Genomic DNA, 23,959 nt, shown 5'->3' on the forward strand with positions numbered 1-23,959 from the left:
TGCGTGACAGGGATCAACGATCGCCGAAGCGGCGGATCGTCAGGGGGTCGCCGGCGCTGATCAGTACCTTGGCCAGCAAGCCTTCGAGGGTCTTGAGCTCGTCAGGCTGCAGCACCCCGACCAGCTCGTTCATCGCCGCCGCGCCCACCTGTGGCAGACGGTCGGCCAGGCGCTGGCCGTCGGCGGTCAGCGCCAGGCGCACCTGGCGACGGTCGTCCGCGCAGCGATGGCGCAGGATCAGCCCCTTCTGCTCGAGGCGGTCGAGCATGCGGGTCATCGAGCCGCTGTCCAGGCCCAGGTAGCGGCACAGTTCCGCGGGGGTGTCGACCTGGTACTGGGTGACGATGATCAGCACCTTGAACTGGGCGGCGGTGACGCCGTCGGCTTCGAGGTGCCAGTCGAGGATGCGGTCCTTCAGCATGGCGGCGCGACCGAGCAACATGCCGATGGTGCAAGTCTGGAAATTTTCCGGGGTGAAATGGGACATCAGAGTCTGCTCGGTGAATTGTATGGAAATATTACTGCCTAGGCAGTGAATGTCAAAGCCTTGATTAGCTGGCTAACAAAAATTTCATGAAGGGGAAAAACCAACGGTTTGACGCGGCCTCTGTAGGAGCGGCTTTAGCCGCGATCACCCGCGAAGCGGGTGGCCAGGCACCGCGTTGCCTGCATCGCGGCTGAAGCCGCTCCTGCACGCAACCCCAACGCCTCGACCTGGCACAGATACGACCCATCCTCATATGCGACGATTTTTCCTACAATTGATAGTCATTCGCCATTAACACGTTCTCGACAGGCCCGCCCGCAGGTAGAATGCCGCAAAACCGGGAGCCGCAATGAACCAGGACCGCCTCATTCCCAGCGAAGACGATGCCATCACCGATGCCGCCGCGCACTGGTGCATGCGCCTGCACGCCGACGATTGCACGGCGGCCGAGCGCCAGGCGTTCAGCCAGTGGCTGGCCGCCGACCCACGGTATGCCGAGGAATACCAGGCGATGCTGGAGATCTGGCAGACCGCCGACCTGCTGCCGCGGACGGCCACGGTCGTCGAGCTCAAGCCCTCGACATCACGGCAGGCTCCAGCGCGCCATTGGCGCCCTTTCGCCTGCGCGGCGGCGATTGCCCTGCTCGCCCTGCCCCTGGCCGGCTGGGTCGGCTGGGAGCAAGGCTGGCTGCCCAACAGCTACCAGCACTTCGCAAGCACCGACCAACTGCAACAGGTGCGCCTGAGCGACGGCAGCAGCGTCGAGCTGAACCTGCACAGCGAGCTGCGCTACCTGAACTACAAGGACGAGCGTCGCGTCACCCTGGTCAAGGGCGAGGCGTTCTTCAAGGTCGCACACGACAGCAGCCACCCGTTCATCGTCCATGCCGGCAACGGCCAGACCCGGGTGACCGGTACTCAGTTCAACGTGTGGAAGTATGAGGATCAGGTCAAGGTGACCCTGGTGGAGGGTTCGGTGCTGGTCAGCAGTGCCGGCAATTCCGGTGGCTACCGCCTTGGCCCGGGCATGCAGGCCAGCTACGACAAGGGAGATTTCGAGCCCCAGCTGGCCCAGAGCGACGACGACGGCAACAACCTGGCCTGGCGCAACGGCAAGCTGGTGCTGGACAACCTGAGCCTTGCCCAGGCGCTGCCGCTGATCAACCGCTACCTCGACAAGCCGCTGCTGCTGGCCGACGACAGCACCGCTGGCATTCGCATCAGCGGTATCTACAGCACCGCGCAGGTCGCACGCCTGGTCGACACCCTGCCCAAGGTGCTGCCGATCTACCTCACCCGCAGCAAGGACGGCAGCACCGTCCTCAACCGCATCGTCCCGGTCCCCAGCCGCGGCTGAGGCCACCGCTCAGAGGGACATCGCCGCCAGCCAGCCGAAGGCCAGCAAAGGCAGGTTGTAATGGATAAAGGTCGGCACCACGGTATCCCAGATATGGTGGTGCTGGCCGTCCACGTTCAAGCCGGAGGTCGGCCCGAGGGTAGAGTCCGAGGCCGGCGAACCGGCATCCCCCAAGGCACCCGCCGTACCGACGATGCACACCGTGGCGACCGGGTCGAAGCCCAACTGCACGCACAGCGGCACGAAGATCGCCGCCAGGATCGGCACCGTCGAGAACGACGAGCCGATGCCCATGGTTACCAGCAACCCCACCAGCAGCATCAGCAGCGCGCCCACTCCCTTGCTGTGGTCGATCCACTGAGCGGAGGCCTCCACCAGGGTCTTCACTTCGCCGGTGGCCTTCATCACCTCGGCGAAGCCAGAGGCGGCGATCATGATGAAGCCGATCATGGCCATCATCTTCATGCCTTCGGTGAACAGGTCGTCGGTCTCTCTCCAACGCACGATGCCCGACAGCGAAAAGATCAGGAAACCAACCATGGCACCGATGATCATCGAGTCCAGCCACAGCTGGATGATGAACGCCGAGGCAATGGCCACCCCCGCCACCAGCAGGGTCAGCGGGTTGTACTGCACACTGACCTGCTCCACCTGCTCGATGCGCGCCAGGTCGTAGTCGCGTTTCTTGCGGTAGCTGAAGAACACCGCCAGCAGCAGGCCGGCCAGCATGCCTGCGGCCGGAATGGCCATGGCATGGGTCACGTTCACGCCACTGACATCCACGCCGGCACGGCTGACGTTGGCCAGCAGGATCTCATTGAGGAAGATGTTGCCAAAACCCACCGGCAAGAACATGTACGGGGTGATCAGGCCGAAGGTCATCACGCAGGCGATCAGCCGGCGGTCGATGCGCAGGCGCGTGAGCACATACAGCAGCGGTGGCACCAGCAAGGGGATGAAGGCGATATGGATCGGCAGGATGTTCTGCGACGACACCGCCACCACCAGCATCAACCCGATCAACAGCCACTTCACCTTGCCGCCTTCGGCATGGCCCTGCCGGTCGATCATGGCCAGGGCACGGTCGGCCAGGGCATGGGCCAGGCCGGACTTGGCAATGGCCACGGCGAACGCGCCGAGCAAGGCATACGAAAGCGCCACCGTGGCGCCGCCGCCCAGGCCACCGTTGAAGGCCTTGAGCGTACCTTCGATACCTAACCCACCGACCAGGCCCCCGGCCAGGGCGCCGATGATCAGCGCGATGACCACATGCACGCGGGACAGGCTCAGTACCAGCATCAACCCGACCGCGGCAATCACTGCATTCATGTGTGCAAACCTCGTTACGACAGACAAAAAGCGAGCGTTCCGGCGACAGACCGCACACAGGCGCTGGCCGGACCATGGGATGTTGTTATGAAGGGCGCACACTCTGAAGCACAGGCCAGCAGATGTCAAAAGCGTCTGCCCCGCGGCCCTTCGCTTGCTATAGACGAACGTCGAAGCATTAAATTGAACGTTTGAATAAAGAAAAAACGGCGACCGCCGACACAGTCGGCAGCATCAAACCTATTAGAACGGAATTGCCCCAATGCCTTCGCTGCGACAACTCTCGATTCAATGGAAGATCACACTGCTGGCAGGCCTATGCCTGGCGGCCATCGTCACCCTGCTGGTCGGCCTTTCGCTGTACCGCATGGATCACAGCTCGGACCTGGTCAAGGCCAGCAGCATGAAGATGCTCACCGAGGCGGCCCAGTCGCGCATCGAGTCCCAAGGCGAGGTCCAGGCCCTGAACATCCGTCGCCAGTTCATGGACGCCTACCAGTACGGCGCCGGCTTCGCCCGCCAGGTACTGTTCCTGCGCGAGCAGGCGGAAAAGCGCTTCCTCGACGCCTACGACCTGCGCCAGGACATGACCGCGCAGGTGCGCGCGGCCCTGCAGGCCAACCCCGACCTGCTGGGTCTGTCGCTGGTGTTCGAGCCTGGCGCGCTGGACGGCAAGGATAAGCTGTTCGCCGGCCAGAGCGAGCTGGGCAGCAACGAAACCGGGCGTTTCGCCCTGTACTGGTCGCAACCCCGCGCCGGCCAGTTGACCTCGATGGCCTTGCCCGAGCATGACATGGCCAACACCGAGATCGGCCCCAGCGGCCAGCCGGCCAACACCTGGTGGGTGTGCCCGCGCAGCAGCGGCCAGGTATGCGTGGTGGAGCCGTACTTCTATGACATCGACGGCCAGCGTGTGCTGATGACCAGCATCGTCTTCCCGCTCAAGGCCAACGGTAAAGTGATCGCCACGCTGTCCATCGACATCAACCTCAACAGCCTGCAGGCCCTCAGCCAGACGGCCAGCCGCAGCCTGTACGAAGGCCGCACCACGGTCGGCATCCTCAGCCCGGTCGGTTTGCTGGCCGGCTACAGCGCCGACGCCACCAAGCTGGCCCAGCGCTTCGACCAGGTCGACCGCGCCCAGGGCGCCGAGATGGTGCGCAAGCTCGGTGAAGGCAAACTGCAGATCCTCCACGACCAGCAACGCCTGAAAGTGCTGGCCGCGTTCGAGCCGATCCCCGGCGGCAAACCCTGGGGCGTGCTGCTCGACGTCCCGGAAAGCGCCCTCACCGGCCCGGCCGAAACCCTCAAGGTGGAACTCGACGCCCTCAACACCAGCGGCACCCTGCTGGAGCTGGGCCTGGGCCTGGCCGCCGCCATCGCCGGCCTGCTGCTGGTGTGGCTGATGGCCCGTGGCGTGACCCGGCCTATCCTCGGCGTGGCAACCATGCTCAAGGACATCGCCAGCGGCGAAGGCGACCTGACCCGCCGCCTGGAATACGCCAAGCAGGACGAACTGGGCGAGCTGGCAGGCTGGTTCAACCGTTTCCTCGACAAGCTGCAACCGACCATCGCCGAGGTAAAACGCTCGGTACAGGCCGCCCGTGGCACCGCCGACCAGTCGGCGGCCATTGCCGCCCAGACCAGCGCCGGCATGGAGCAGCAGTACCGCCAGGTCGACCAGGTGGCCACCGCCTCCCATGAAATGAGCGCCACCGCCCAGGACGTCGCCCGCAGCGCGGCCCAGGCCGCCCAGGCCGCGCGCGAGGCCGACCAGGCCACCCGCGAAGGCCTGGCGGTGATCGACCGCACCACCACCAGCATCGACACCCTGGCCGCCGACATGAACAGCGCCATGGCCCAGGTCGAAGGGTTGGCGCAGAACAGCGAGAAGATCGGTTCGGTGCTGGAGGTGATCCGCTCGATCGCCGAACAGACCAACCTGCTGGCGCTCAATGCCGCCATCGAGGCCGCCCGTGCCGGTGAAGCTGGCCGTGGCTTCGCGGTGGTCGCCGACGAGGTGCGCAACCTGGCCCGCCGCACCCAGGAATCGGTGGAGGAAACCCGCCAGGTGATCGAAGCCCTGCAGGCCGGCACTCAAGTGGTGGTGGGCGCCATGGACAGCAGCCATCGCCAGGCCCAGGGCGGCGTGGAACAGGTCGGCCAGGCCGTCACCGCGCTGCAACGCATCGGCCAGGCCGTGACGGTGATCACCGACATGAACCTGCAGATCGCCAGCGCCGCGGAAGAGCAAAGCGCGGTGGCCGAGGAGATTAACAGCAACGTCGCCACCATCCGCGATGTCACCGAATCGCTGTCGGGCCAGGCCAACGAATCGGCGCGGGTCAGCCAGTCGCTCAACAGCCTGGCCAACCAGCAGCAAGGCTTGATGGACCAGTTCCGCGTCTGACCTCCCCTTGATAGGCTGGCTCCCCCGTAGGAGCCAGCCTTGCTGGCGAACACCGGCAAAGCCGGTGCCATGCAGCCCCTTCAGTAGTCGAACCGTTCTACCGCCCGCCGCCGCTCATTGTCATCCCGCCGGTCATACCCCGCCGTGGTCTGGATATTGGCGTGGTGCGCCAGCTTCTGGGCGATCGACAGGTCGTGCTCCTCGATCACCCGGGTGATGAACGCCCGGCGAAAATCGTGGGGCATGATCTTCGCCCCCACCTGCGCCCCACGCTGGCGTGCGATGTAGTAGATGGCATGCTTGGTGATGCGCGCCCGGGTGATGTGGCTGCCCCGGCGAATACGGTTGAACAGGAACGCATCGTCACGCTCCCCCGCCGGCAAGTGCTGGCGGCGCAGGTCGAGCCAGGCCTGCAACTTGTCGAACGCCCAGGCCGGAGCGTACTTGATCAGTTCACGATTGCCCTTGCCCAGCACCTGCACGCTGCGCTCGTCGAAGTCGACCTGGGCCAGGTTCACGTCCACCGATTCCGACTTGCGCATGCCGGTGCCATACAGCAGCGCGAGGATCGCCGCATCGCGCACGCCCTGTGGTCGCGGATCGGCGGCGCAAACGTCCATCAGCTCACGGATCAGGCTGCGCCGCAGGTTGCGTCCTGCGGGCAGTCGACTGCCACTGGCCGGCTTGATTTCACGGATCTTCAGCAGATGCTCGTGCTCGATCAGGCCCTGGCGCCAGGCTTCGTTCATGACCCCACGCACCGCATTGACGTACAGCGACGAGGTATTCGGTGCATAGCCGTCCGCGCGCAGGGCCGCCACCAGGGCGATCACGTGGCCGGGCTCGAGAAGGTGCCAAGGCACATCGACGATATCGCAATCGACGAATCCCAGGCGATCGGCGGCGTCCTGGAGGATGTAGCGCATGGTCAGCTGGCTGGACGGCGCCAGGCGGGCGAGGTACTGCAACAGCGGGTTGCGCAGGAGGTCGGTCACAACGGGAATCCTGTAGCGGAGCTTCGGCGCGAGAGAGCAACGTGAAGCGCAATACAAGTCATATCGACAATGATGCAAGTCAAAATGACAGCACAGACACCAGGTCATTATGACCTGAACAAGTGCCATCACCTTGATATACAACGGTTTCGGCGATGGCACGGATCGTGATGGTACCCCATACACTCCCGCTGATCGAACCAAGGTTCTCCTCATGCTCATCCAGCCCATCCCAGCACGTCCGCGCCAGGCCCTCTGGGCCCTGGGCTTTCGTCCGTTCTTCCTTGGCGGCAGCCTGTTCGCCTTCCTTGCCTTGCTGCTGTGGGGCGGCACCCTGACGGGTACCCTGCAGCTTTCGCCCTCGGGGGGCATGCTGGCCTGGCACCGCCATGAAATGCTCTATGGCTTTGCCGCTGCCGTCGTGGCTGGTTTTCTGCTGACGGCCGTGCAGAACTGGAGCGGCATTCCCGGTATGGGCGGTCGCCCCTTGATGGGTTTGTTCCTGCTCTGGCTGCTGGCACGGGCGAGCTGGTTCCTGCCGCTGCCGGCAGGGTTGATGGTCGTGCTCCAGGGCGCTTTCCTGCCCCTGGTTGCCGTGGCCCTGGCACGGCCAATCATCCAGCGGCGCCTGCGTAACAATTATCCGATCGTGGTGCTGGTCCTGCTGCTGGCGTCCTGCCAGTGGTTGACGCTGATCGGTTGGTTGAATCACAACGAAGCCTGGCAATGGCGTGGCGTGCTTGCCGGGCTCTGGCTGGTGGCCGCGATGATGAGTGTGATCGGCGGCCGGGTGATCCCCTTCTTCACCCGTCGCGGGCTGGGCAACATGACCCCGGCACCCGCACGCCCCTGGCTGGACCGTACCTGCCTGGTGGCGAGCGTGGCCCTGCCCGTCAGCTACCTGGCGGGGTTCAACGACACACCACAGCCGTTGATGGCCTTGCTGTTCGGCACCCTGGCCGTGCTGCACGGGATACGCCTGCTACTGTGGCACGACCGTGGCCTCTGGCGCGTGCCACTGTTGTGGTCGCTGCACTTGGCCTATGCCTGGCTGGTGCCCGCCTGCCTGGGGCTGGCGGTGTGGCATGCCGGGGTGGAAATCAACCCGAGCCTGGCGGCCCATGCGCTCACGGTCGGGGGCATGACCGGGCTGATCGTGGCCATGATGGCGCGGGTCAGTCTCGGACACACCGGGCGCCCCCTGCAGGTGCCACGCAGTGTCGGTTGGGCCTTCGCGCTGATCCAACTGGCGGCGCTGGCACGGGTGGCACTGGTGCCGCTCACGCCGCTGGGGCTGGGTGTGTCGGTGCTTTTGGGCTGTGCTGCGTTGCTGTTGTTCCTGTGGCATTACCTGCCGATCCTGATGCGCCCAAGGGTGGATGGGATGCCGGGATAGCAGAGCGCCTGCGATGGTTGCGACCTGTAGGAGCGGCTTCAGCCGCGATCACCCGCGAAGCGGGTGCCAGACACCGAGTTGTCTGTATCGCGGCTAAAGCCGCTCCTACAGAAATCCCATCAAATCAATAGGGAGCAGGTTGGCATTGCTGCTCGCCCGGTAACGTCGTGTGGTCTACAGTTGCAGCGCACCCCTCCACCTCCGAGACAGCATGGCCTTCCACCACCTCACCCGCACCCATCCCCGCCTCAGCATCGCCATCCTGGCCGGCCTTCTCGGCGCCTGGCTGATCCCCACCGACGACACCGTGCAGCGCATCCTCGCTGGCTGGAACCTTGGTGTGTGGCTCTACTTGCTGATGGTCCTGTGGCTCAGCCTGCGGGCGACCGCACAGAAGGTCCGCCAAGTGGCCAGCATCGAAGACGAGAACGCTGGCCTGGTGCTGGTCACCGTCATCGTGGCGGCCATCGCCAGCCTCGCCGCAGTGACCTTGCAACTGGTGTCCAGCCGTGGCCTGGAGGGCGGCGCGCTGGCCCTGCACTACCTGTATACCGGCCTGACCGTGGCCGGGTCATGGCTGCTGATCGGTTGCATCTTCAGCCTGCACTACGCACGGCTGTTCTACACCGGCGATCGCCACGAGCCGCCGCTGCGCTTCCCCGATAACGAGCGCAACCCGGACTACTGGGATTTTCACTACTTCTCGTTCACCATCAGTGTCGCGGTGCAGACCTCGGACATAGGCGTCGGGGGGCGCGCCATGCGCAAGGCGGTACTGGCCCACTCACTGGTAGGCTTCGTGTTCAACACGGCGATCCTCGGCTTCACCATCAACATCGCCGCCGGCCTGCTCGGCTAGCACTCGCCGGGCGCAGGCGACGATGCGCCGGCAGGCCTCCTCCAGCACCTCGGCATCCAGCACCAGCCCCAGCCGCACATGCCCGGCCGCGCTTGGGCCGAAGGCATCTCCGGGCAACAACGTCACCCCCTCCTCCAGCAGCAGACGCTGGGCGAAGATCTGCGCGCTGAGCCCACTGCCACGGATATCGAGCATCACGAACATGCCGCCCGCCGGGCGATGCACGCGCACCCCCGGGCAGCCTTCCAGCGCCGCGCAGACTCGGTCGCGCCGCTGGCGGTAGGCCTCGCGCATTCGCCGTACTTCCGGCAAATCGCGCTCCAGCGCCAGGCAGGTGGCCTGCATGACGAATTCCGGCAGGCCGAACAGCATGGCCATGGCCAGGTTGCCCAGATGCGCCGCCAGCGCCTTGGGCCCGATCACCCAGCCCACTCGCCAGCCGCTCATGGCATGGGACTTGGACAGGCTGTCGATCACCACGCAGCGCTCGGCCATGCCCGGCAGGCTGAGCGGGCTTGGCGCCGGGCTGTCATAACTCAGGTTGCGATACACCTCGTCACAGACCAGCCACAGGTCATGTTCACGGCACAGCTGTGCAAGGCTCGCCATGTCGGCCGCATCGATGGTCGCGCCGGTGGGGTTGTGCGGGCTGTTGAGCAGCACGCCACGGGTGCGCGGGGTGATGGCCCGGGCCACTGCGCCAGGGTCAAGCCGAAAGCCCTCTTCCGAGCTTACCGCCACCGGCACCGGCTGCGCGCCACAAGCACCGAACACACCGTGGTAGGTGACATACATCGGCTCAGCGACGATCACCTCGTCGCCGGCTTCGAACAGGCACTGGAAAGTCGCGTACAAGGCGCACTGGGCGCCAGCAGTGACAACCACCTGGTCCGGGTCGAGGGGCAGTTGGCGGTCGTGTACGATGGCCTGACGCAAGGCCAGGCTGCCGCGCACATCGCTGTAGTGGGTGTCACCGTGCCGCAAGCTGGCGACCGCCGCCTCGACCACCGCCGGCGGCGTGTCGAAGTCCGGGTCGCCCATCGACAGCAGGAACACCTCGCGCCCCTGTCGGCGCAGGGCCAGGGCCTGGTAGTGGATATCCCAGGCAGCGGCCGCCTCGCCGGCGATGCGTTGGGTGAGCGTGGAAAATCGCATGGCTACCTCCCTGTCTGCCCGAGCCGCACCGCTGGTCCGAAATCGCTGCCAGTAAACATAGCAGAGCCGCACGCCTCGCCAGCGCCCGGGCCACAGGACAAACGTTTGCCCTGCTCGACGCCCGCCGACCGGTCGCGATGACAGCAGTGTGACCACCATCATGCATTAGCACATTTGCCATATTTTCCAGGGAACACTGCCATGGCAGGTGCTATGGTTAATTCCCGACGGCCAGGCACGGCCATTTCAATCACCGCGTTCAGGTACGAACAAGGAGGCTGGCATGAACAAGATGACGTTCCCCAACGCCTGCCAGGTGATGCGTTGGCATTTTCACCCACTAGGGTTCGAAGCCAGCATGGACGCACCCCGCAGCATGGTTGCCCGGCTCTTCGACCGGGCCACGGGCGTGACGCTGCTGGCCATCGCCGGCATCCCCTGCACGGCGATCATGGCCGCCGCCGACGTCGAGCGCATCATCGAAGCCGTGGAAGCCGAGCTGGAAACCTTCGATCTGGTCGGCAGCTCGCTGCACGACGCTGTCTGATCTCAAACACCCACTTGCGAACGACCGGAATGGCCGTGGTGTCGCGCTGGCCAAAAACCTGGCAACGTCTTTACTTGCTGTTACACCCCTTCACCCTGGTGTGAGCCTATGAAGATCGTGGTCACCAGCATTCTCGTCGACGACCAGGCCAAGGCCCAGGCGTTCTATCACCACGTACTGGGTTTCCAACCCAAGCACGATATCCCGATGGGCAAGCACCGCTGGCTCACCTTCACCTCCCCCAACGACCCCAACGGCGTCGAACTGTTGCTCGAACCGGATGTCCACCCGGCGGCAAAAGCCTACAAGACCGCCCTCAAGCAGGACGGCATTCCCGCCACGTCATTCGGCGTTCGCGATATCCAGGCCGAGTACATCCGCCTGTGCGCCGCAGGTGTGCACTTCACTCAGCCACCGACGGTGGCCGGGCCGGTAACGGTAGCTGTGTTCGACGACACCTGCGGCAACCTGATCCAGATCGCCCAGCGGCACTGAGAAAATGGCTGGCGGCGCGCGTGCGCGCCCTCTACATTGCTGACTTCACCCAGCGCAGTCACAACAAGGAAAACCCATGCGCTACGAGTTCAGCGAAGTTCTCAACGACCTGGTCGACTACTTTCTTCTCGGTGATATCCAACTGCTCGAACACTTCAAGGATGAACATGACCTTCCCGACGACCTGGCCCGGGCCTTCACCCAAGGCGAGAGTGGCGACCAGGCGGTGCGCGAAGGCGTGATCCTGCCCCTGGCCGGTATCGACAACCTGCCCTATCGCATCGTTTTCAGCCTCGACGGTGGCACCCCGGCCCTGCTCGAGCCCGGCAGCCGCCTCAAGCACCATCGCAAGGGCCATCTGCTGCGGGTCGAAAACCGCGCCTTGATGCTGTTCACCTGGCGCGTGCTGCAGCACTTCACCCGCAAGACCATGGGCGACCTGCTGGCGCGCTACCAGGAGCCGGGGCGGCCGATCATCGAGCTGGACAATGGCTGGTATGAGGTGGACGTACTGGCGGGTGCCGTGGTGCGGGATGGGTTGTACGAACCGGCGTTCGAGTTCGTGTTGACGAAAACCCTCGGTCCTCGCTCCGGGGCCGGGGCCGGGGCCGACACTGGCTACCGCTATGGCCTGCGCGGGTACTTCGACTGAGTACAGGGGTAGGAGCGGCTTTGGCCGCGATGCAGACGACGCGGTGCCTGGCACCCGTTTTGCGGGTGATCGCGGCTGAAGCCGCTCCTACAGGGGGCCTGCCAAATCAAGGGATATCAGGTGTGATGAATATCCCTGTCCTTGGTCTCCGGCAGGAAGAAGATCCCCAGCACCGCCGTCATCACCGCGATCACGATCGGGTACCACAGGCCGTAGTAGATATCCCCGGTCGCCGCCACCATGGCGAACGCCACGGTGGGCAGGAAGCCGCCGAACCAGCCGTTGCCGATGTGGTACGGCAACGACATCGAGGTGTAGCGGATACGCGCCGGGAACAACTCCACCAGCCACGCGGCGATCGGGCCGTAGACCATGGTCACGTAGATCACCAGGATGGTCAGCAGCAACAGCACCATCGGGTAGTGGATCTTCGCCGGGTCGGCTTTTTCCGGGTAGCCGGCTTCCTTCAGCGCAGCCCCGAGGCTGGCGGTGAAGGCATCGCTCTGTGCCTTGAAGTCCGCCGCCGCCAGGCTGCGACCATCGAAGCTCGGCAACACCCGCTCACCAATGCGCACCTGGGCGACGCTGCCGGGCTCGGCTGCCCGGTTTTCGTAGGGGATGGCGCGCTTGGCCAGCAGGCTCTTGGCGATGTCACAGGAACTGGTGAAACGGGCCTTGCCCACCGGGTCGAACTGGAACGCGCATTGCCCGGGGTCGGCCACCACCACCACCGGGTTCTGCTCCTGGGCGACGAACACGTCCGGGTTGCCGTACTCGGTGAGCCCCTTGAAGATCGGGAAATAGGTCAGCGCCGCGATGATGCAGCCGGCCATGATGATCGGCTTGCGCCCGATGCGGTCCGACAGGCTGCCGAAGAAGATGAAGAACGGCGTACCGATCAACAAAGAGCCGGCAATCAGCAGGTTGGCGGTCTGCGGGTCGATCTTGAGCATCTGCAGCAGGAAGAACAACGCGTAGAACTGCCCGGTGTACCACACCACCGCCTGGCCGGCGGTGCCGCCGAGCAGCGACATGATCACCACCTTGAGATTGTCCCAGCGGGCGAACGACTCGGTGAGCGGCGCTTTCGACGCCTTGCCCTCGGCTTTCATCTTCATGAACACCGGCGACTCGTTGAGTTGCATGCGGATGTACACCGAGATGGCCAGCAGCAGGATCGACAGCAGGAACGGGATACGCCAGCCCCAGTCTTCAAAGGCCTCGGTACCCATCGCCGTGCGGCAGGCCAGGATCACCAGCAACGACAGGAACAGCCCAAGTGTGGCGGTGGTCTGGATCCACGCGGTGAAGAATCCGCGCCGGCCCTTCGGCGCATGTTCGGCCACATAAGTGGCCGCGCCGCCGTACTCGCCGCCCAGTGCCAGCCCTTGCAACAAGCGCAAGGTGATGAGGATGACCGGCGCGGCCACGCCAATCGCCGCATAGCTCGGCAGGATACCCACCACCGCGGTGGACAGGCCCATGATGACGATGGTGATGAGGAAGGTGTACTTGCGCCCGATCATGTCCCCCAGGCGGCCGAACACGATGGCGCCGAACGGCCGTACCGCGAAGCCTGCGGCAAAGGCCAGCAAGGCAAAGATGAACGCGGTGGTTTCATTGACGCCGGCAAAGAAGTGCTTGGCGATGATCGCCGCCAGCGAGCCGTACAGGTAGAAGTCGTACCATTCGAACACGGTACCCAGTGAAGAGGCGAAGATGACCTTGCGCTCCTCCCGGGTGATACCACGTTGGGGCGCGCTACTGCCCGTGGATGCGCTGTCGAGGACCGCCATGGGTCGCCTCCGTCAGGTTGTCGCGGGCCGGAGTGTCCCAAACAGAATGAAGCGCACGCACCCAGGCCCCAGGGCTTTACCGGTTGCGCGAAGCACGGCGAGGCAGGCCTCGGATCGCGGCAAGGTCACCTGAAGCATAATCGGCTTTGTCGGGATAGCCAGCGCGTCCCGCTTTCAGGCCAGGAAACGGACGACCTCGTCCAGCACGCGCGGCATCTGCTCGCGGTGCGGCACATGCCCGCAACCCTCGAGGATCGTCTGTCGACGTGGGCCTGCGGCCAACCGAACGAAGCGTTCGGGATGGGCAAGGCTGCCGAACTCATCATTGTCACCATGCAGACTGAGCAACGGGCAGCGCACCTGCGCCAGCACGCCGTCGAGGTTCCAATCGGCAAAGTCCGCCGACAGCCAGTTGTCGATCCAGGCGCGCAGCACCCATTCGGCCTTGTCGCCGTGGTAGCGCTGCAACCGTTGTAGTTGCGCAGGCTCTGTAAACTGCCGTGCGGCGGCGCGAATGCCTTCGAGCGTGCGTGGCTCGGCGAACGCCTGGGCGGATTCAGTGATCAGGCCCCGGCAGTCATCTGCATGGGCCGCGGCACACGCGATGGCCATGCCACCACCGACGCTATGGCCAAAGACCACGAACTGTTCGATGCCCAACTGGTGGCGCACCGCGGCGAACCCCTGGTGGGCCTCCGCCTCGACGAAGCCCAGGCGCAGTTGCCCCAGGTTGGCGTCAGACTGGCCGAAGCCCAGGCGGTCGTATGCGATAACCCTGTGGCCGGTGGCCTGGGCAAGACAGGCGGGGAAGTCACGCCAAAGCGCCACGCAACCGAGCGAATCGTGCAACAGGATGATGGGTGCGCCCCGCTCCATCGCCGGTAGCCAGCTGCGGGCATACAGCCGCCCATCAGGCAGGTCGATCCAATGTTGCTGTACCGTGGTGTCGGTCATGCTGGCTCCCGCGCCGGGCAATGGGCGAGTCGCCATCCTAAACCGCCAACAGCGTAAAGCCCATCGTGCATTGCCACGGGGTGCGCCCCGGGTGGTGCCCCTTCAGTGCGATCCGGATTGCATATGTACCACGCCTGCCAGCACCCACTGCTGTTGAATGGCCGCCTACCTCTATCGGAGCACTGCCATGTACAGCATCGATCCCCCCTATCACCAGCAGCAGATCCTGGACAGCTTGCCGGGCTGGACGAAACACCTTCATCACACACACGCCAGCAGGCTACTGCGGCGCGCTCATGCCGAGCATGTCAACGCAGAAGGCCAATTCCCGGAATGGTTCACGCAGGCCACCCCCGAGCAGCAAATCGACCTGCGCAATGCCATCCATCGCCGGACCACCAGCCACAAGGCATTGGCCAAGGCGCTCAAAGGCCTGCGCGGTATCACCGAGTTTTGCCAACCCCTGCTGCAGGCGGAACTCGGCTTGACGGTCCCCGTGACAGACGCACAATTCCGCTTCCAACCCTTCACTTCACATCAGGAAGGCGACTTTCCCGACCCCGATGCCTCGCACTCCACCCCTCGCCCGCTGACGTTCATCGAGCAGCCGACCGGCAGCGCGACCCTCACCAGCCTGCTGGAGGCCGCCCTGCACAACTTCGAGGGCATGCCCGAGGTCGGCTCGTTCAGTACCTTGCAGGCCAGCATCACGGACAGCACCGAGCTGCCCGGCCTGAGCACCAGCCAGTTCGTGAGCCGCTGCCGCACGCTGGACCTGGGCCAACGCTACCAGGCCCACCTGCAAAGCTTGTATGGCGGTGACCGCAAGGCCCAGGTGCAGCCAGCATGGGTCCAGGCCCGGCGCGACGAACTGGCAGTGAAGTGCGTGATCGCGCATTTGCGGGGCAAACTCAGCGACGCCGGTTACCAGGCGCTTCGCCAGTTCTGTGTCACGGATACCGTGCCTCGTTACGGCACCCACCCCATCGTGGCGCGGACCCTGACCCTGCTCGACTTCCAGGTGCACGATCTGCTCCTGTTGACACCCACAGGCGTAACGACGCCACCCTATATCGCCTATCTGCCTTTCGATGACGAACATCCGGTGCAAGAGTTCGCCAGCTTGCTGGCCCTGGGCAGGTATATGCGCCTTCGCCTGCTGGAGCCCGCCTTTCGTGAACGCTTCCTTGAGCATGTCGCGCTGAAGGATCGCCCGGAGATGGCCAGGAAGCTGACGGCCAGGCTGTTCGAAAAACCCCATTCCCATATGTTCCCCCTCGAACTGCCTTCACCCGCTTTTGGCGAAACTGAACCCGGCGTGCATCCCTGGCAAGGGCAGGTGGTCGACGAGGCGCACGAGCAAGATGACGCGCCGCGGCCCGTCCGCTTCCCGGCGCTGGCGGTGCATGAAGTGTCAATCGCCTTCCCCGTCTGGCCCAAACTCTTCAATGCCCATGTTCAGCGCCTGCAGGCTGATGCCCGTGGGATCGCGGTTCCGACGGCGGACATGGACGCCAAGGCAAGGGCCGAGCGCCTGGCGCACTGGGCCGAACGCGGCCTGACGCTACTCAACGTCGCCGCCGTGTTCGTCCCGGGCCTCGACGCGGTCATGCTGGCCGTGAATGCCGCTCAGGTGATGGCGAGCATCTTCCATGGTTTCGAAGCCTGGTCCGAAGGAAACAACGCCGAAGCGGTGGCGCAGGTTGAGTCGCTGCTGGTCAATCTCGGCAGCGTCATCGTCATCGCAGGTGCCGCCAAGTTGGCGAAAGCCTCCGGTTTCGTCGACTGGATGAACAGCATCTGGGTCGACGGCGAGCAACGCCTGTGGCATCCGCAGCTCGAACAATACCGCAGCCCGGTCGCGCTGCCTGAGGGCCTGCTGCCAGACGCCGAAGGCATCCTTGCCCATGACGGGCGACACTTCATCGAGCTGGGCGACGACGTCCACGAAGTTGCCCGGGATGCCGAGGGCCACTGGCGCATCGTGCACCCGAACGATCCGCAGGCTTATCAGCCACGAATCGAGGGTAACGGTAAAGGGGCCTGGCGAATGAAGCACGAACGCCCACAAGACTGGAGCCGCGTCACATTGATGCGCCGCCTCGGCCCACTCAGCAAGGGGTTGAAGGACGAAGACCTGCTCGCCGCACTCGACAGCACGGCGCTGGACCGTGGCGTGCTCGAGCAATTGCATGCCGATGGCCGGCGCCCTCCGGCGCTGCTCGAAGACGCCCTGCGACGACTTGAAGCCGACACAACCGCTGACGACATCATCGCTCGTACCCGTGCGGGCAGCCCGCTGGCTGCCTACAAGCAGTTCGCCGCCACCGCGCTGGGCGAACTGTCCGGCTGGCCCGAAGATGTCGTGCTGGAAGTGTTCGACGGCACCGAGCCAATGGGAAGCGCGACGCGCTATGGACGCAACTGGTTGGGTGACACGGTGATCCCGCTGACTCGGACCGATCTGGACAATGGCGATCTGGCACGCATCGTCCTCGAGCATCTGGACGAGGACGCGGTCAACGCACTGCTGCCCGAGGGTACCGATACCGCGCACCGCCAACAGGCGCTGCAGACACTGATGGCCGACCAGCTCGCGTCGAAGCGTCAGTCGCTGTTCGACAGTTTCTACAACAGCACATCCGAAGCCGCATGGCCTTCTACCGCCCCCCTCGGCCGACAGTTCCCGAGCTTGCCCAGGCAAGCGCTGGAGGAGCTGGCTGGCCAGGCCAATACCCGCGAACGGGAAACCCTGCTCGCCGACCGCGTGCCCTTGCGCATCGCTGAGGAAGCCCGCCTGATGCAAGCCCACGCACGCCTGGACCGAGCCATCCTCGGCCTGTACCGAAGCAGCCTGGCAAACGCCGACACCCAGAGCATCCGTGCAGGCCTCCTCGCCAAACATCCACAGTGGACGACCGAGCAGTGCTACCACGCCGCATTGGCCGATCGCCCACGCGCCGCCCGCCTGATCGGCCAGCAACCGCTGCCCAAGGGTTTTCGCTCACCGTTACGCCTGGGCGATGGGCGTGTTGGCTACCCCTTGAGCCCCGGCATTTTCGCCTCCAGGGCCGAACGCGAACTGCACGCGCTGTACCCGGGCCTGGCCGACCGTGAGCTGCGCCAGTTGCTCACCACCCTGCGTGCCAGGGGCAATGCGACCGAACAGATCCAGGCGCTACGCACACAGCTGGATGGACTGCGCCAACAGCTGAAGGACTGGGCAAGCACGGGGGCCAACGACTGGGGCGAGGAAGTCGGGCAGTTCTACAACCGAGCGTCCGATGTGCTGATACGCGCTTGGCAGCGAATGGACGGAGAAACGCTCACCCTGTCCAACCTGGCACTCGATGCAATGCCGTCACTTTCGGCGCGTTTCGACCACATCACCGAACTGGTGCTGGAGAATCTCAATGTGACCGAGCTGCCCAACGACTTTCTGCAAGCGTTCCCATCGTTACGGCGGGTCGAGGTGACAAGCAGCCCACAGATCAGAACCTCCTCCCTCCTGCGCGCCTTGCGTAACGCGCCACAACTGCGCGAACTACGGCTGAGCGGCACGCGCATGGAGCAACTGCCCGCCGTGGCCAACGAAGTGCTGCCACAACTGCAACACCTGCGCAGCCTCTCCCTGCCTCGCAACAGGCTTACGCTCACCCCACAAGATCTGCAGATGCTGGCCGGGCTGCGCCTGGAAACCCTGGACCTGCGTGCCAACCGCATCGTGCTGGACGCAGACACGGCAAGCCAGTTCCGCAATATGGGTGAGCTTCGCGAATTGCGCCTGAGCAACAACCCACTGGTTACCAGCCCCGACCTGACCGGCCTCGACAACCTCGCCACCCTGCATCTGGACAGCTGCCAGCTCGAACGCTGGCCCGCTGGATTGAGCGGCTTGATGCAGCGTACACCGAGCATGCTGCGCGAGCTCGACCTGAGCATGAACCGTATCGACCAGGTGCCCGACATGCCGGCCTTGCTGGTATCCCCCTACGTGGAAGGACTGCTGGGAAGACGCTCCCAGTACCGCTTTCGATTCAACCACAACCCACTGGACGAGAACGCCCGCCGCGGCCTTGAGGTGGCTGGCGTATCAGTCGAACCGCTGTCCGAAGCCACAGGCCAGGCGCTTGCGCCCGCCCCTGCGACAGCGCCGCGCATCAACTGGCTGGAGCATGCGACCGAACCCCAGCAAACGACGTGGAAAGCATTGTTCGATGAAGACGGGCATGCCAGCCTGCGCCAGGTCGTCGAACAGGTCGGCATGTCCGCCAGTGCCCGACGCCAACCCAAGGCGTTCGCCCGCCAGGTCTGGGCGCTGCTGGAGCGGGCCGCAGCCAGCACCCGCCTGCGCAAACGGCTGGAGCAGGTCGCCAGTGCGTTTCCGGTGTCCTGTGGCGACGCCGGCGCCGATGCGTTCGACACCCTGCAGATCGAGATCATGGCCTACGACGAGGCCGGCGGCGCACAGGTGGCCACCGCACCGCTGTTCCAGTTTTTCCGTCGCCTGTTCCGCCGCGACCAGGTCAACGAACTGGCCCAGACACTGTTCAACGCCCGCCTGGCCAGACGCAACGCCCTGCACACTCTGGACGCCTGGCACGCCTTGCCGGTGGGCGAGCGTGGCGTGAGACCGACAGTGCCCCCCCTGCATCGTTTCGACACCGTGTCGGACGACGTGCTGCTCAATGGCTTGGGCCAGGGGCTTGACCTGATCGAAATGCGCATGGCCCTGCGCACAGGCTTGTCGCGCACGCTCGAATTTCCCGCGCTTCAGCACGACATGCTGTACCGGGACACCGCCGACATCTCGGCCTTGACCGAGGAAGCCATCGGCGATGAAGTCGAGACACGGGACGAGGACGCCCAGGCTCGTCGTCAGTGGGTCTCGCGGCAACCGACCTGGCGGCGCCTGCTGCGCTCGGAATATCGAGCCCGGTTCGATGCCCTCAGGAAGCGCTGGGATGTCGGCGTGGACTATCTGGAAGGAAATGAACTGGAAGGGCCGCTGGAGCCCCCCGTGGCCGATGCGCTGTCACAAGCACTGCATCGCAGCCCGCTGGGCGAGGATGGCCAGCCATTGCGCCTGGAGATCGCCAGCGACCAGTACGTCGCGGGCATGAACCGCATGGCGCTGGGCCTGGAGGAGGATGAGGACGCCCTCTACCTGAAACTGACCACACGCCGCGATCCCAACAACTGACCTACAGGCCACGCAGGTCTTCGAAGAAGGCCTGCCGCCCCTGCACCTGGCTCGACGCGCGAGGCTGCCCTGCTGCCTCGCCACCAGGCTTTTCCACATGCCAGTAGCAGTGCCTGACCGCCCGCGTGACCGCCACGTAGGCCAGCCGCTGCACTTCTTCCTTCTGCGCCGTATCGAACGCCTGCGCATCCCCTGGCTTGCCCAGGCCAGCCAGTCGGTACACCTGGTTCTTGTAGGGCGAGCTGGTCAGGTACTGGCAGTCCCCCAGCATGAACACGGCATCGGCTTGCAGCCCCTTGGCACTGTGGTAAGTGAGCTGACGAAGGCGGCGCTGCGCTGGCGGCAAGCTAGAATCAACCTTAAGTACATGCATTAATTCTTTTTCTATCAATAACTTATCGCTACTTTTTCGAAACAACATCATCACTGTTTCACCGCGTTCGTAATGTTCGATCAAGGTCTGCGCCAACGCCGCCTCGTCCCGTTCGAAGACCTTCACCGGCGACAACGGCAACGTGGCCGCCAGCCCGCTCGCTCGGGCCTTCTTGCCGGCAATCGCCGCTGCGCCCTTCACCAGGTGTTCCGCGGCATCGATGATGTGCTGCTGGCTGCGGTAGTTTTCCACCAGCATCACCCGGGTGTTCGACGGCGACGGGAATGCCTTGGTGAACTCCATGAAGTACTTCGGCGAGCTGCCGCGCCAGCCATAGATCGACTGCCAATCGTCCCCTACGCACATCAATGACGCATGCTGGGCCGCACGCCCAGTGTGCATGCCGGGGCCACGACGACGAATCTCCGCCAGGCTGGCGCGCAGCCAGCTGACGATCTGCGGCGAAACATCCTGGAACTCATCGATCATCAGGTGCGCCAGCGGGCGCAGCAGCGGGTCAGGCAACAGCGCCAGGTTCTCCGGATTGTTTTCGCCGAACAAGGCGAACATGCGGTTGTAGGTCATCACCGGTGGCGACTGGGCCATCAGGTGCGCCTCCAGGGCTTTCCAGTAGAGCGCCAGGGCTTCGAAGAATGCCGCGTCGCTGTCACCGCCGGGGAAACTCATGGCGGCCACGGCGGCATTGACGTCCAGCCCAAGGTTCTCGATGAAGCTGGCGGCGGTGACGAAAGCGTCGAGCAATGGCGATGCCGCCAGCTCCCCCTTGACCTTGTACTCGAAGCCTGGCCCGGCCATGGCATCGCCAGCGAGCGACGCCGCCAAGCGTTTTGCCGAAGCGTAGTTATCCAGCCATATCAGAGGTTTGTCGCAGAAAGCTTGAAGCAGCGTGCGCTTCACCGCCCACTCCGCCCGCACCGTCAGCTTGGCGCCGGGACGCTGGTACTGGGCGCTCTCGGACGGATCGAAGCCCAGGACCACCCAGGCATCCAACCCTTCCAGGCGACCTTGCACATGGAAACGGCTACCGCGAATCTGCAGCGTGTCGCGGCAGGGCTCGATACCCTTGATCGGCCAGGCGCCGGCGGCGAACCACAGGTCCTCGATCACATCGCACAGTTCCTCGTCGCGCTGGGCCGCCAGTTGCGTGACCTGCGCGCGCTTCTGCACATCCGGGTGCTCCGGGTCCAGCGGCTTGAGCAACAGGGCTTCCTGACGCAGCACGCCGATCAACTCGGCGAAACGAGGGCTTTCGGCCAGCAACGCGCTGTAGCAGAGGTTGAGCTGCTGGCGCTGGGCATCGTTCAGGCGCAGGTCGAAGGGATTGCTCTCGGCATTGGCTTCACCACCGACGGGCATCTCGCTGCCCAGGGTCTCGAACGCGCGCACCTGGGCGAACCCAGGCAAGCTGCGCACCAGCGGCAGGATGCGCGAGTGGAAGGTACGCACCAGCTCACGGCCCTGGACGGGCGACAGCTCGATCTGCCACAGCGCGAACACCTGCAGCAGGCGCTGGATGAAATCCTTGCGCGACTCGCGGGTGAAGGTCACCACGGTCATGGCGTCCAGCTCGAAACCCAGGTAATGGCGCAACAGCAGGATACGCAACACCAGCGAAGTCGACTTGCCGGCCCCGGCCCCCGCCACCACGCAGGTGGACGGCGTGTCACTGAAGATCAGCTTCCACTGCGCTGCGCTGGGCTGGGCAGCGGCTGGCAAGCGGTGGGCCACGTCGGCCTTGAAACGCTTCTTCAGCTCGGCCGTCAACGGCAGGCGCCAGTCGTCGAACAGGTTGTCGTCCCGGCCCGGCACTGCCGAACCGTCAGGCCGGCTATCACGGATCACCAGCACCTGACGCCCGGCTTCGTAACCCTCCACGCGTCCACGCTCGTAGCCGTCACGCAGGCCATCGGCGTGGCCGTTGCGCAAGCCGTCGGCATGGCCGAGGAACCATGAGTCGCGGTGCTGTGCCCGCAGGCGGCTCAGGCCACGCCCCAGCAAGCGTGCGGCGAGGCGGCGCAGCCAGGGCAACTGGGCGGGGGGGGTCAGGTCGGCCGGAGCCTGGGGATGCTCGTGAGACACGGTCACTCCATTGAAAATCGAAACAGCAGGCATGTTCGCCTCATCCGCTGCAAAGCGCCAGCGAATGCTTATGGATCAGTGAATTAGGCGATGAATCGCATGCGGTACAGCATCTTTAACATCTATTTAATTGATCATATCCAGCCGATATTTACGCTTTTTTTCGATCTTTAAGCCGCGCATCATGGCCCCATTCCACCGAATCAGAGGAGCATCATCATGCTGCAACTGCGACCGTTCGAAAGCCTGGGCCATGCCAACCACGGCTGGCTCGATGCCCACCACCACTTCTCGTTCGCCGAGTACCACGACCCGGCACGGGTGCACTGGGGCAACCTGCGGGTGTGGAACGACGACCTGATCGCTGCCGGCAGTGGTTTCCCACCGCACCCGCACCGCGACATGGAGATCATCACTTATGTCCGTGAAGGCGCCATCACCCACCAGGACAGCCTCGGTAACAAAGGCCGTACCGAAGCGGGCGACGTGCAGGTGATGAGTGCCGGCAGCGGCATCGTCCACAGCGAGTACAACCTGGAGAAGGTCGATACCCGTATCTTCCAGATCTGGATCATCCCGGAGAAGGTCGGCGACGCGCCGTCCTGGGGTACCCGGCCATTCCCCAAAGGTGAGCGTGGCGAAGGTTTCGTGACCCTGGCCAGCGGCCGCGAAGGTGACGAGGACAGCCTGCGCATTCGCACCGATGCCCGCCTGGTGGCCGCCACCTTGCGTGCCGGAGAAAGTGCCCAGTACCGCTTCGACGCCGGGCGCCGTGGCTATCTGGTGCCGGCCAAGGGGTTGATCGAGGTGAATGGGTTGCAGGCCAAGGCCCGCGATGGCGTGGCGATCGAGCAGGAAAGCGTGTTGACGGTGACCGCGCTCGAGGACAGCGAGATCGTGCTGGTGGACGTGGCCTGACAGGACGCCCCCTGTAGGAGCGGCTTCAGCCGCGATCCGGGCCCTGCGGTGCCTGCATCGCGGCTGAAGCCGCTCCTACAGATCCGTCGTTCTACCGCAGGTCCCGTCGCCTGAACGTCTCCGATGGCAATTCGCCAAACTGCTGCCGGTAGCTTTCCGAGAACCGCCCCAGGTGCAGGAAGCCGTAGTCCAGCGCCAGTTCGGTCACGCTGCGCACGCCGCAACGGGCATCGCCCAGGCATGCCCTCACCTGCTCCAGCTTGCGCTGACGAATGTACTGCTTGGGTGTGGTCCCCAAGTGTCGATCGAACAACCCGTACAACGACCGCACGCTCAGGTTCGCCTGCTCGGCCAGGGTTTCGGCGCTCAGCTCGAATTTCAGGTTGTCGTCGATGTACCCCAGGATCCGTTCCAGGCCCGCCCCGCCCAACGACTCTCGGCGCACATTGGTGCTCATCAGCGTCAACAGCTTGCTGGCGACGATCTGGCTGTAATGCCCCTGCACCCGAGGCAGCGAATCGCTGACCTCGGCTTCGTTGCAGACCATCCCCAGCAGGCCGAGGAAGCCGTCCAGCTCTTCCAGTCGGTAATGGTTGCGCAGAAAGCGCACGCCACCGCTGGGCCGCTGCCAGCGCTGCTCGTCGCAGATCGAGTCGAGCAGACGCACCGGCACCTTGAGAATGAACTTCTCGCAGTCTTCGGAATAGGTCAGGTCCACCGGGTCGTCCGGGTTGATCAGCAGCAACTCGCCCGGTACCAGGTAGTGCTCGCGCTGGCGACCGCGCCAGAGGCAATTGCCGTTGAGCAGCACCTGCAGGTGGTAGATGGTTTCCAGCGCTGGCGAAGTGACGCGCACGCTGCCGCCATAGCTGATACGGCACAGGTCCAGCTCGGCGAACTTGCGGTGGCTCAGGCTGGCTTGGGGGTGGGTGG

Annotated in this window: 16 protein-coding genes and 2 pseudogenes; 10 read left to right on the forward strand and 8 right to left on the reverse strand. The window is 64.6% G+C overall.

The window, feature by feature from the left end; all coding sequences use genetic code 11:
* Positions 1-13: 13 nt before the first annotated feature.
* The gene (locus tag P5705_RS17055; RefSeq protein WP_213657071.1) at positions 14-487 is read right to left on the reverse strand and encodes a MarR family winged helix-turn-helix transcriptional regulator; all 474 of its coding nucleotides are present in this window, start codon (positions 485-487) and stop codon (positions 14-16) included.
* 349 nt (positions 488-836) lie between these two features.
* Between P5705_RS17055 and P5705_RS17060 the strand changes: the two genes are divergently transcribed.
* On the forward strand, positions 837-1,844 hold the full coding sequence (locus P5705_RS17060; protein ID WP_277462037.1) for a FecR family protein: 1,008 nt from the start codon (positions 837-839) through the stop codon (positions 1,842-1,844).
* Positions 1,845-1,853: 9 nt separating this feature from the next.
* Here the strand turns inward: P5705_RS17060 and P5705_RS17065 are convergent, their stop codons facing one another.
* Positions 1,854-3,173 (reverse strand): Na+/H+ antiporter family protein, encoded by a 1,320-nt coding sequence (locus P5705_RS17065; RefSeq protein WP_213657077.1) that lies wholly within the window; start codon positions 3,171-3,173, stop codon positions 1,854-1,856.
* A gap of 586 nt (positions 3,174-3,759) precedes the next feature.
* Between P5705_RS17065 and P5705_RS26440 the strand changes: the two are divergent.
* Positions 3,760-4,725: pseudogene (locus P5705_RS26440) on the forward strand (HAMP domain-containing protein); the annotation flags it as partial.
* 345 nt (positions 4,726-5,070) lie between these two features.
* A pseudogene (locus tag P5705_RS26445) lies at positions 5,071-5,583 on the forward strand (methyl-accepting chemotaxis protein); the annotation flags it as partial.
* Positions 5,584-5,663: 80 nt separating this feature from the next.
* On the opposite strand, the gene P5705_RS17075 reads toward P5705_RS26445, so the two are convergent.
* Positions 5,664-6,578 (reverse strand): site-specific integrase, encoded by a 915-nt coding sequence (locus tag P5705_RS17075; protein ID WP_277462040.1) that lies wholly within the window; start codon positions 6,576-6,578, stop codon positions 5,664-5,666.
* Positions 6,579-6,792: 214 nt separating this feature from the next.
* On the opposite strand from P5705_RS17075, the gene P5705_RS17080 reads away from it, so the two are divergent.
* Positions 6,793-7,974, forward strand: coding sequence for an NnrS family protein (locus P5705_RS17080; protein ID WP_277462041.1), 1,182 nt, complete (start codon positions 6,793-6,795; stop codon positions 7,972-7,974).
* A 211-nt stretch (positions 7,975-8,185) separates the two neighbouring features.
* The gene (locus tag P5705_RS17085) at positions 8,186-8,833 is read left to right on the forward strand and encodes a DUF1345 domain-containing protein (RefSeq protein ID WP_277462042.1); all 648 of its coding nucleotides are present in this window, start codon (positions 8,186-8,188) and stop codon (positions 8,831-8,833) included.
* Here P5705_RS17085 and P5705_RS17090 read toward each other — a convergent pair.
* Positions 8,759-9,988: a pyridoxal phosphate-dependent aminotransferase gene (locus P5705_RS17090; protein ID WP_277462043.1), complete on the reverse strand. Its 1,230-nt coding sequence runs from the start codon at positions 9,986-9,988 to the stop codon at positions 8,759-8,761. The two genes, P5705_RS17085 and P5705_RS17090, sit on opposite strands and share 75 nt — an antisense overlap.
* A 283-nt stretch (positions 9,989-10,271) precedes the next feature.
* Here P5705_RS17090 and P5705_RS17095 point away from each other — a divergent pair, with 283 nt between their 5' ends.
* From P5705_RS17095 to P5705_RS17105, 3 genes are all read left to right on the forward strand, one after another.
* Positions 10,272-10,535, forward strand: a complete 264-nt coding sequence (locus tag P5705_RS17095) for a DUF1652 domain-containing protein (RefSeq protein ID WP_277462044.1) — start codon at positions 10,272-10,274, stop codon at positions 10,533-10,535.
* Between the two features lie 108 nt (positions 10,536-10,643).
* Positions 10,644-11,030, forward strand: coding sequence for a VOC family protein (locus P5705_RS17100; protein ID WP_277462045.1), 387 nt, complete (start codon positions 10,644-10,646; stop codon positions 11,028-11,030).
* A gap of 76 nt (positions 11,031-11,106) precedes the next feature.
* The gene (locus tag P5705_RS17105; protein ID WP_277462047.1) at positions 11,107-11,682 is read left to right on the forward strand and encodes a hypothetical protein; all 576 of its coding nucleotides are present in this window, start codon (positions 11,107-11,109) and stop codon (positions 11,680-11,682) included.
* 116 nt (positions 11,683-11,798) lie between these two features.
* Here the strand turns inward: P5705_RS17105 and P5705_RS17110 are convergent, their stop codons facing one another.
* Complete coding sequence (locus P5705_RS17110; protein ID WP_277462048.1) at positions 11,799-13,478, reverse strand: MFS transporter; 1,680 nt, start codon at positions 13,476-13,478, stop codon at positions 11,799-11,801.
* Positions 13,479-13,652: 174 nt separating this feature from the next.
* The gene (locus tag P5705_RS17115) at positions 13,653-14,432 is read right to left on the reverse strand and encodes an alpha/beta fold hydrolase (RefSeq protein ID WP_277462049.1); all 780 of its coding nucleotides are present in this window, start codon (positions 14,430-14,432) and stop codon (positions 13,653-13,655) included.
* A 187-nt stretch (positions 14,433-14,619) separates the two neighbouring features.
* Between P5705_RS17115 and P5705_RS17120 the strand changes: the two genes are divergently transcribed.
* On the forward strand, positions 14,620-19,635 hold the full coding sequence (locus P5705_RS17120) for a dermonecrotic toxin domain-containing protein (RefSeq protein ID WP_277462050.1): 5,016 nt from the start codon (positions 14,620-14,622) through the stop codon (positions 19,633-19,635).
* A gap of 1 nt (position 19,636) precedes the next feature.
* On the opposite strand, the gene P5705_RS17125 is transcribed toward P5705_RS17120, so the two are convergent.
* Positions 19,637-22,141 (reverse strand): UvrD-helicase domain-containing protein, encoded by a 2,505-nt coding sequence (locus P5705_RS17125; RefSeq protein WP_277462051.1) that lies wholly within the window; start codon positions 22,139-22,141, stop codon positions 19,637-19,639.
* A gap of 186 nt (positions 22,142-22,327) precedes the next feature.
* On the opposite strand from P5705_RS17125, the gene P5705_RS17130 reads away from it, so the two are divergent.
* Positions 22,328-23,026 (forward strand): pirin family protein, encoded by a 699-nt coding sequence (locus tag P5705_RS17130; protein WP_277462052.1) that lies wholly within the window; start codon positions 22,328-22,330, stop codon positions 23,024-23,026.
* Positions 23,027-23,117: 91 nt separating this feature from the next.
* On the opposite strand, the gene P5705_RS17135 is transcribed toward P5705_RS17130, so the two are convergent.
* On the reverse strand, positions 23,118-23,959 hold an 842-nt coding region (locus P5705_RS17135; protein WP_277462053.1), incomplete at its 5' end, for a helix-turn-helix transcriptional regulator.

The organism is Pseudomonas entomophila, from assembly GCF_029478665.1.
Lineage (GTDB): Bacteria > Pseudomonadota > Gammaproteobacteria > Pseudomonadales > Pseudomonadaceae > Aquipseudomonas > Aquipseudomonas entomophila_F.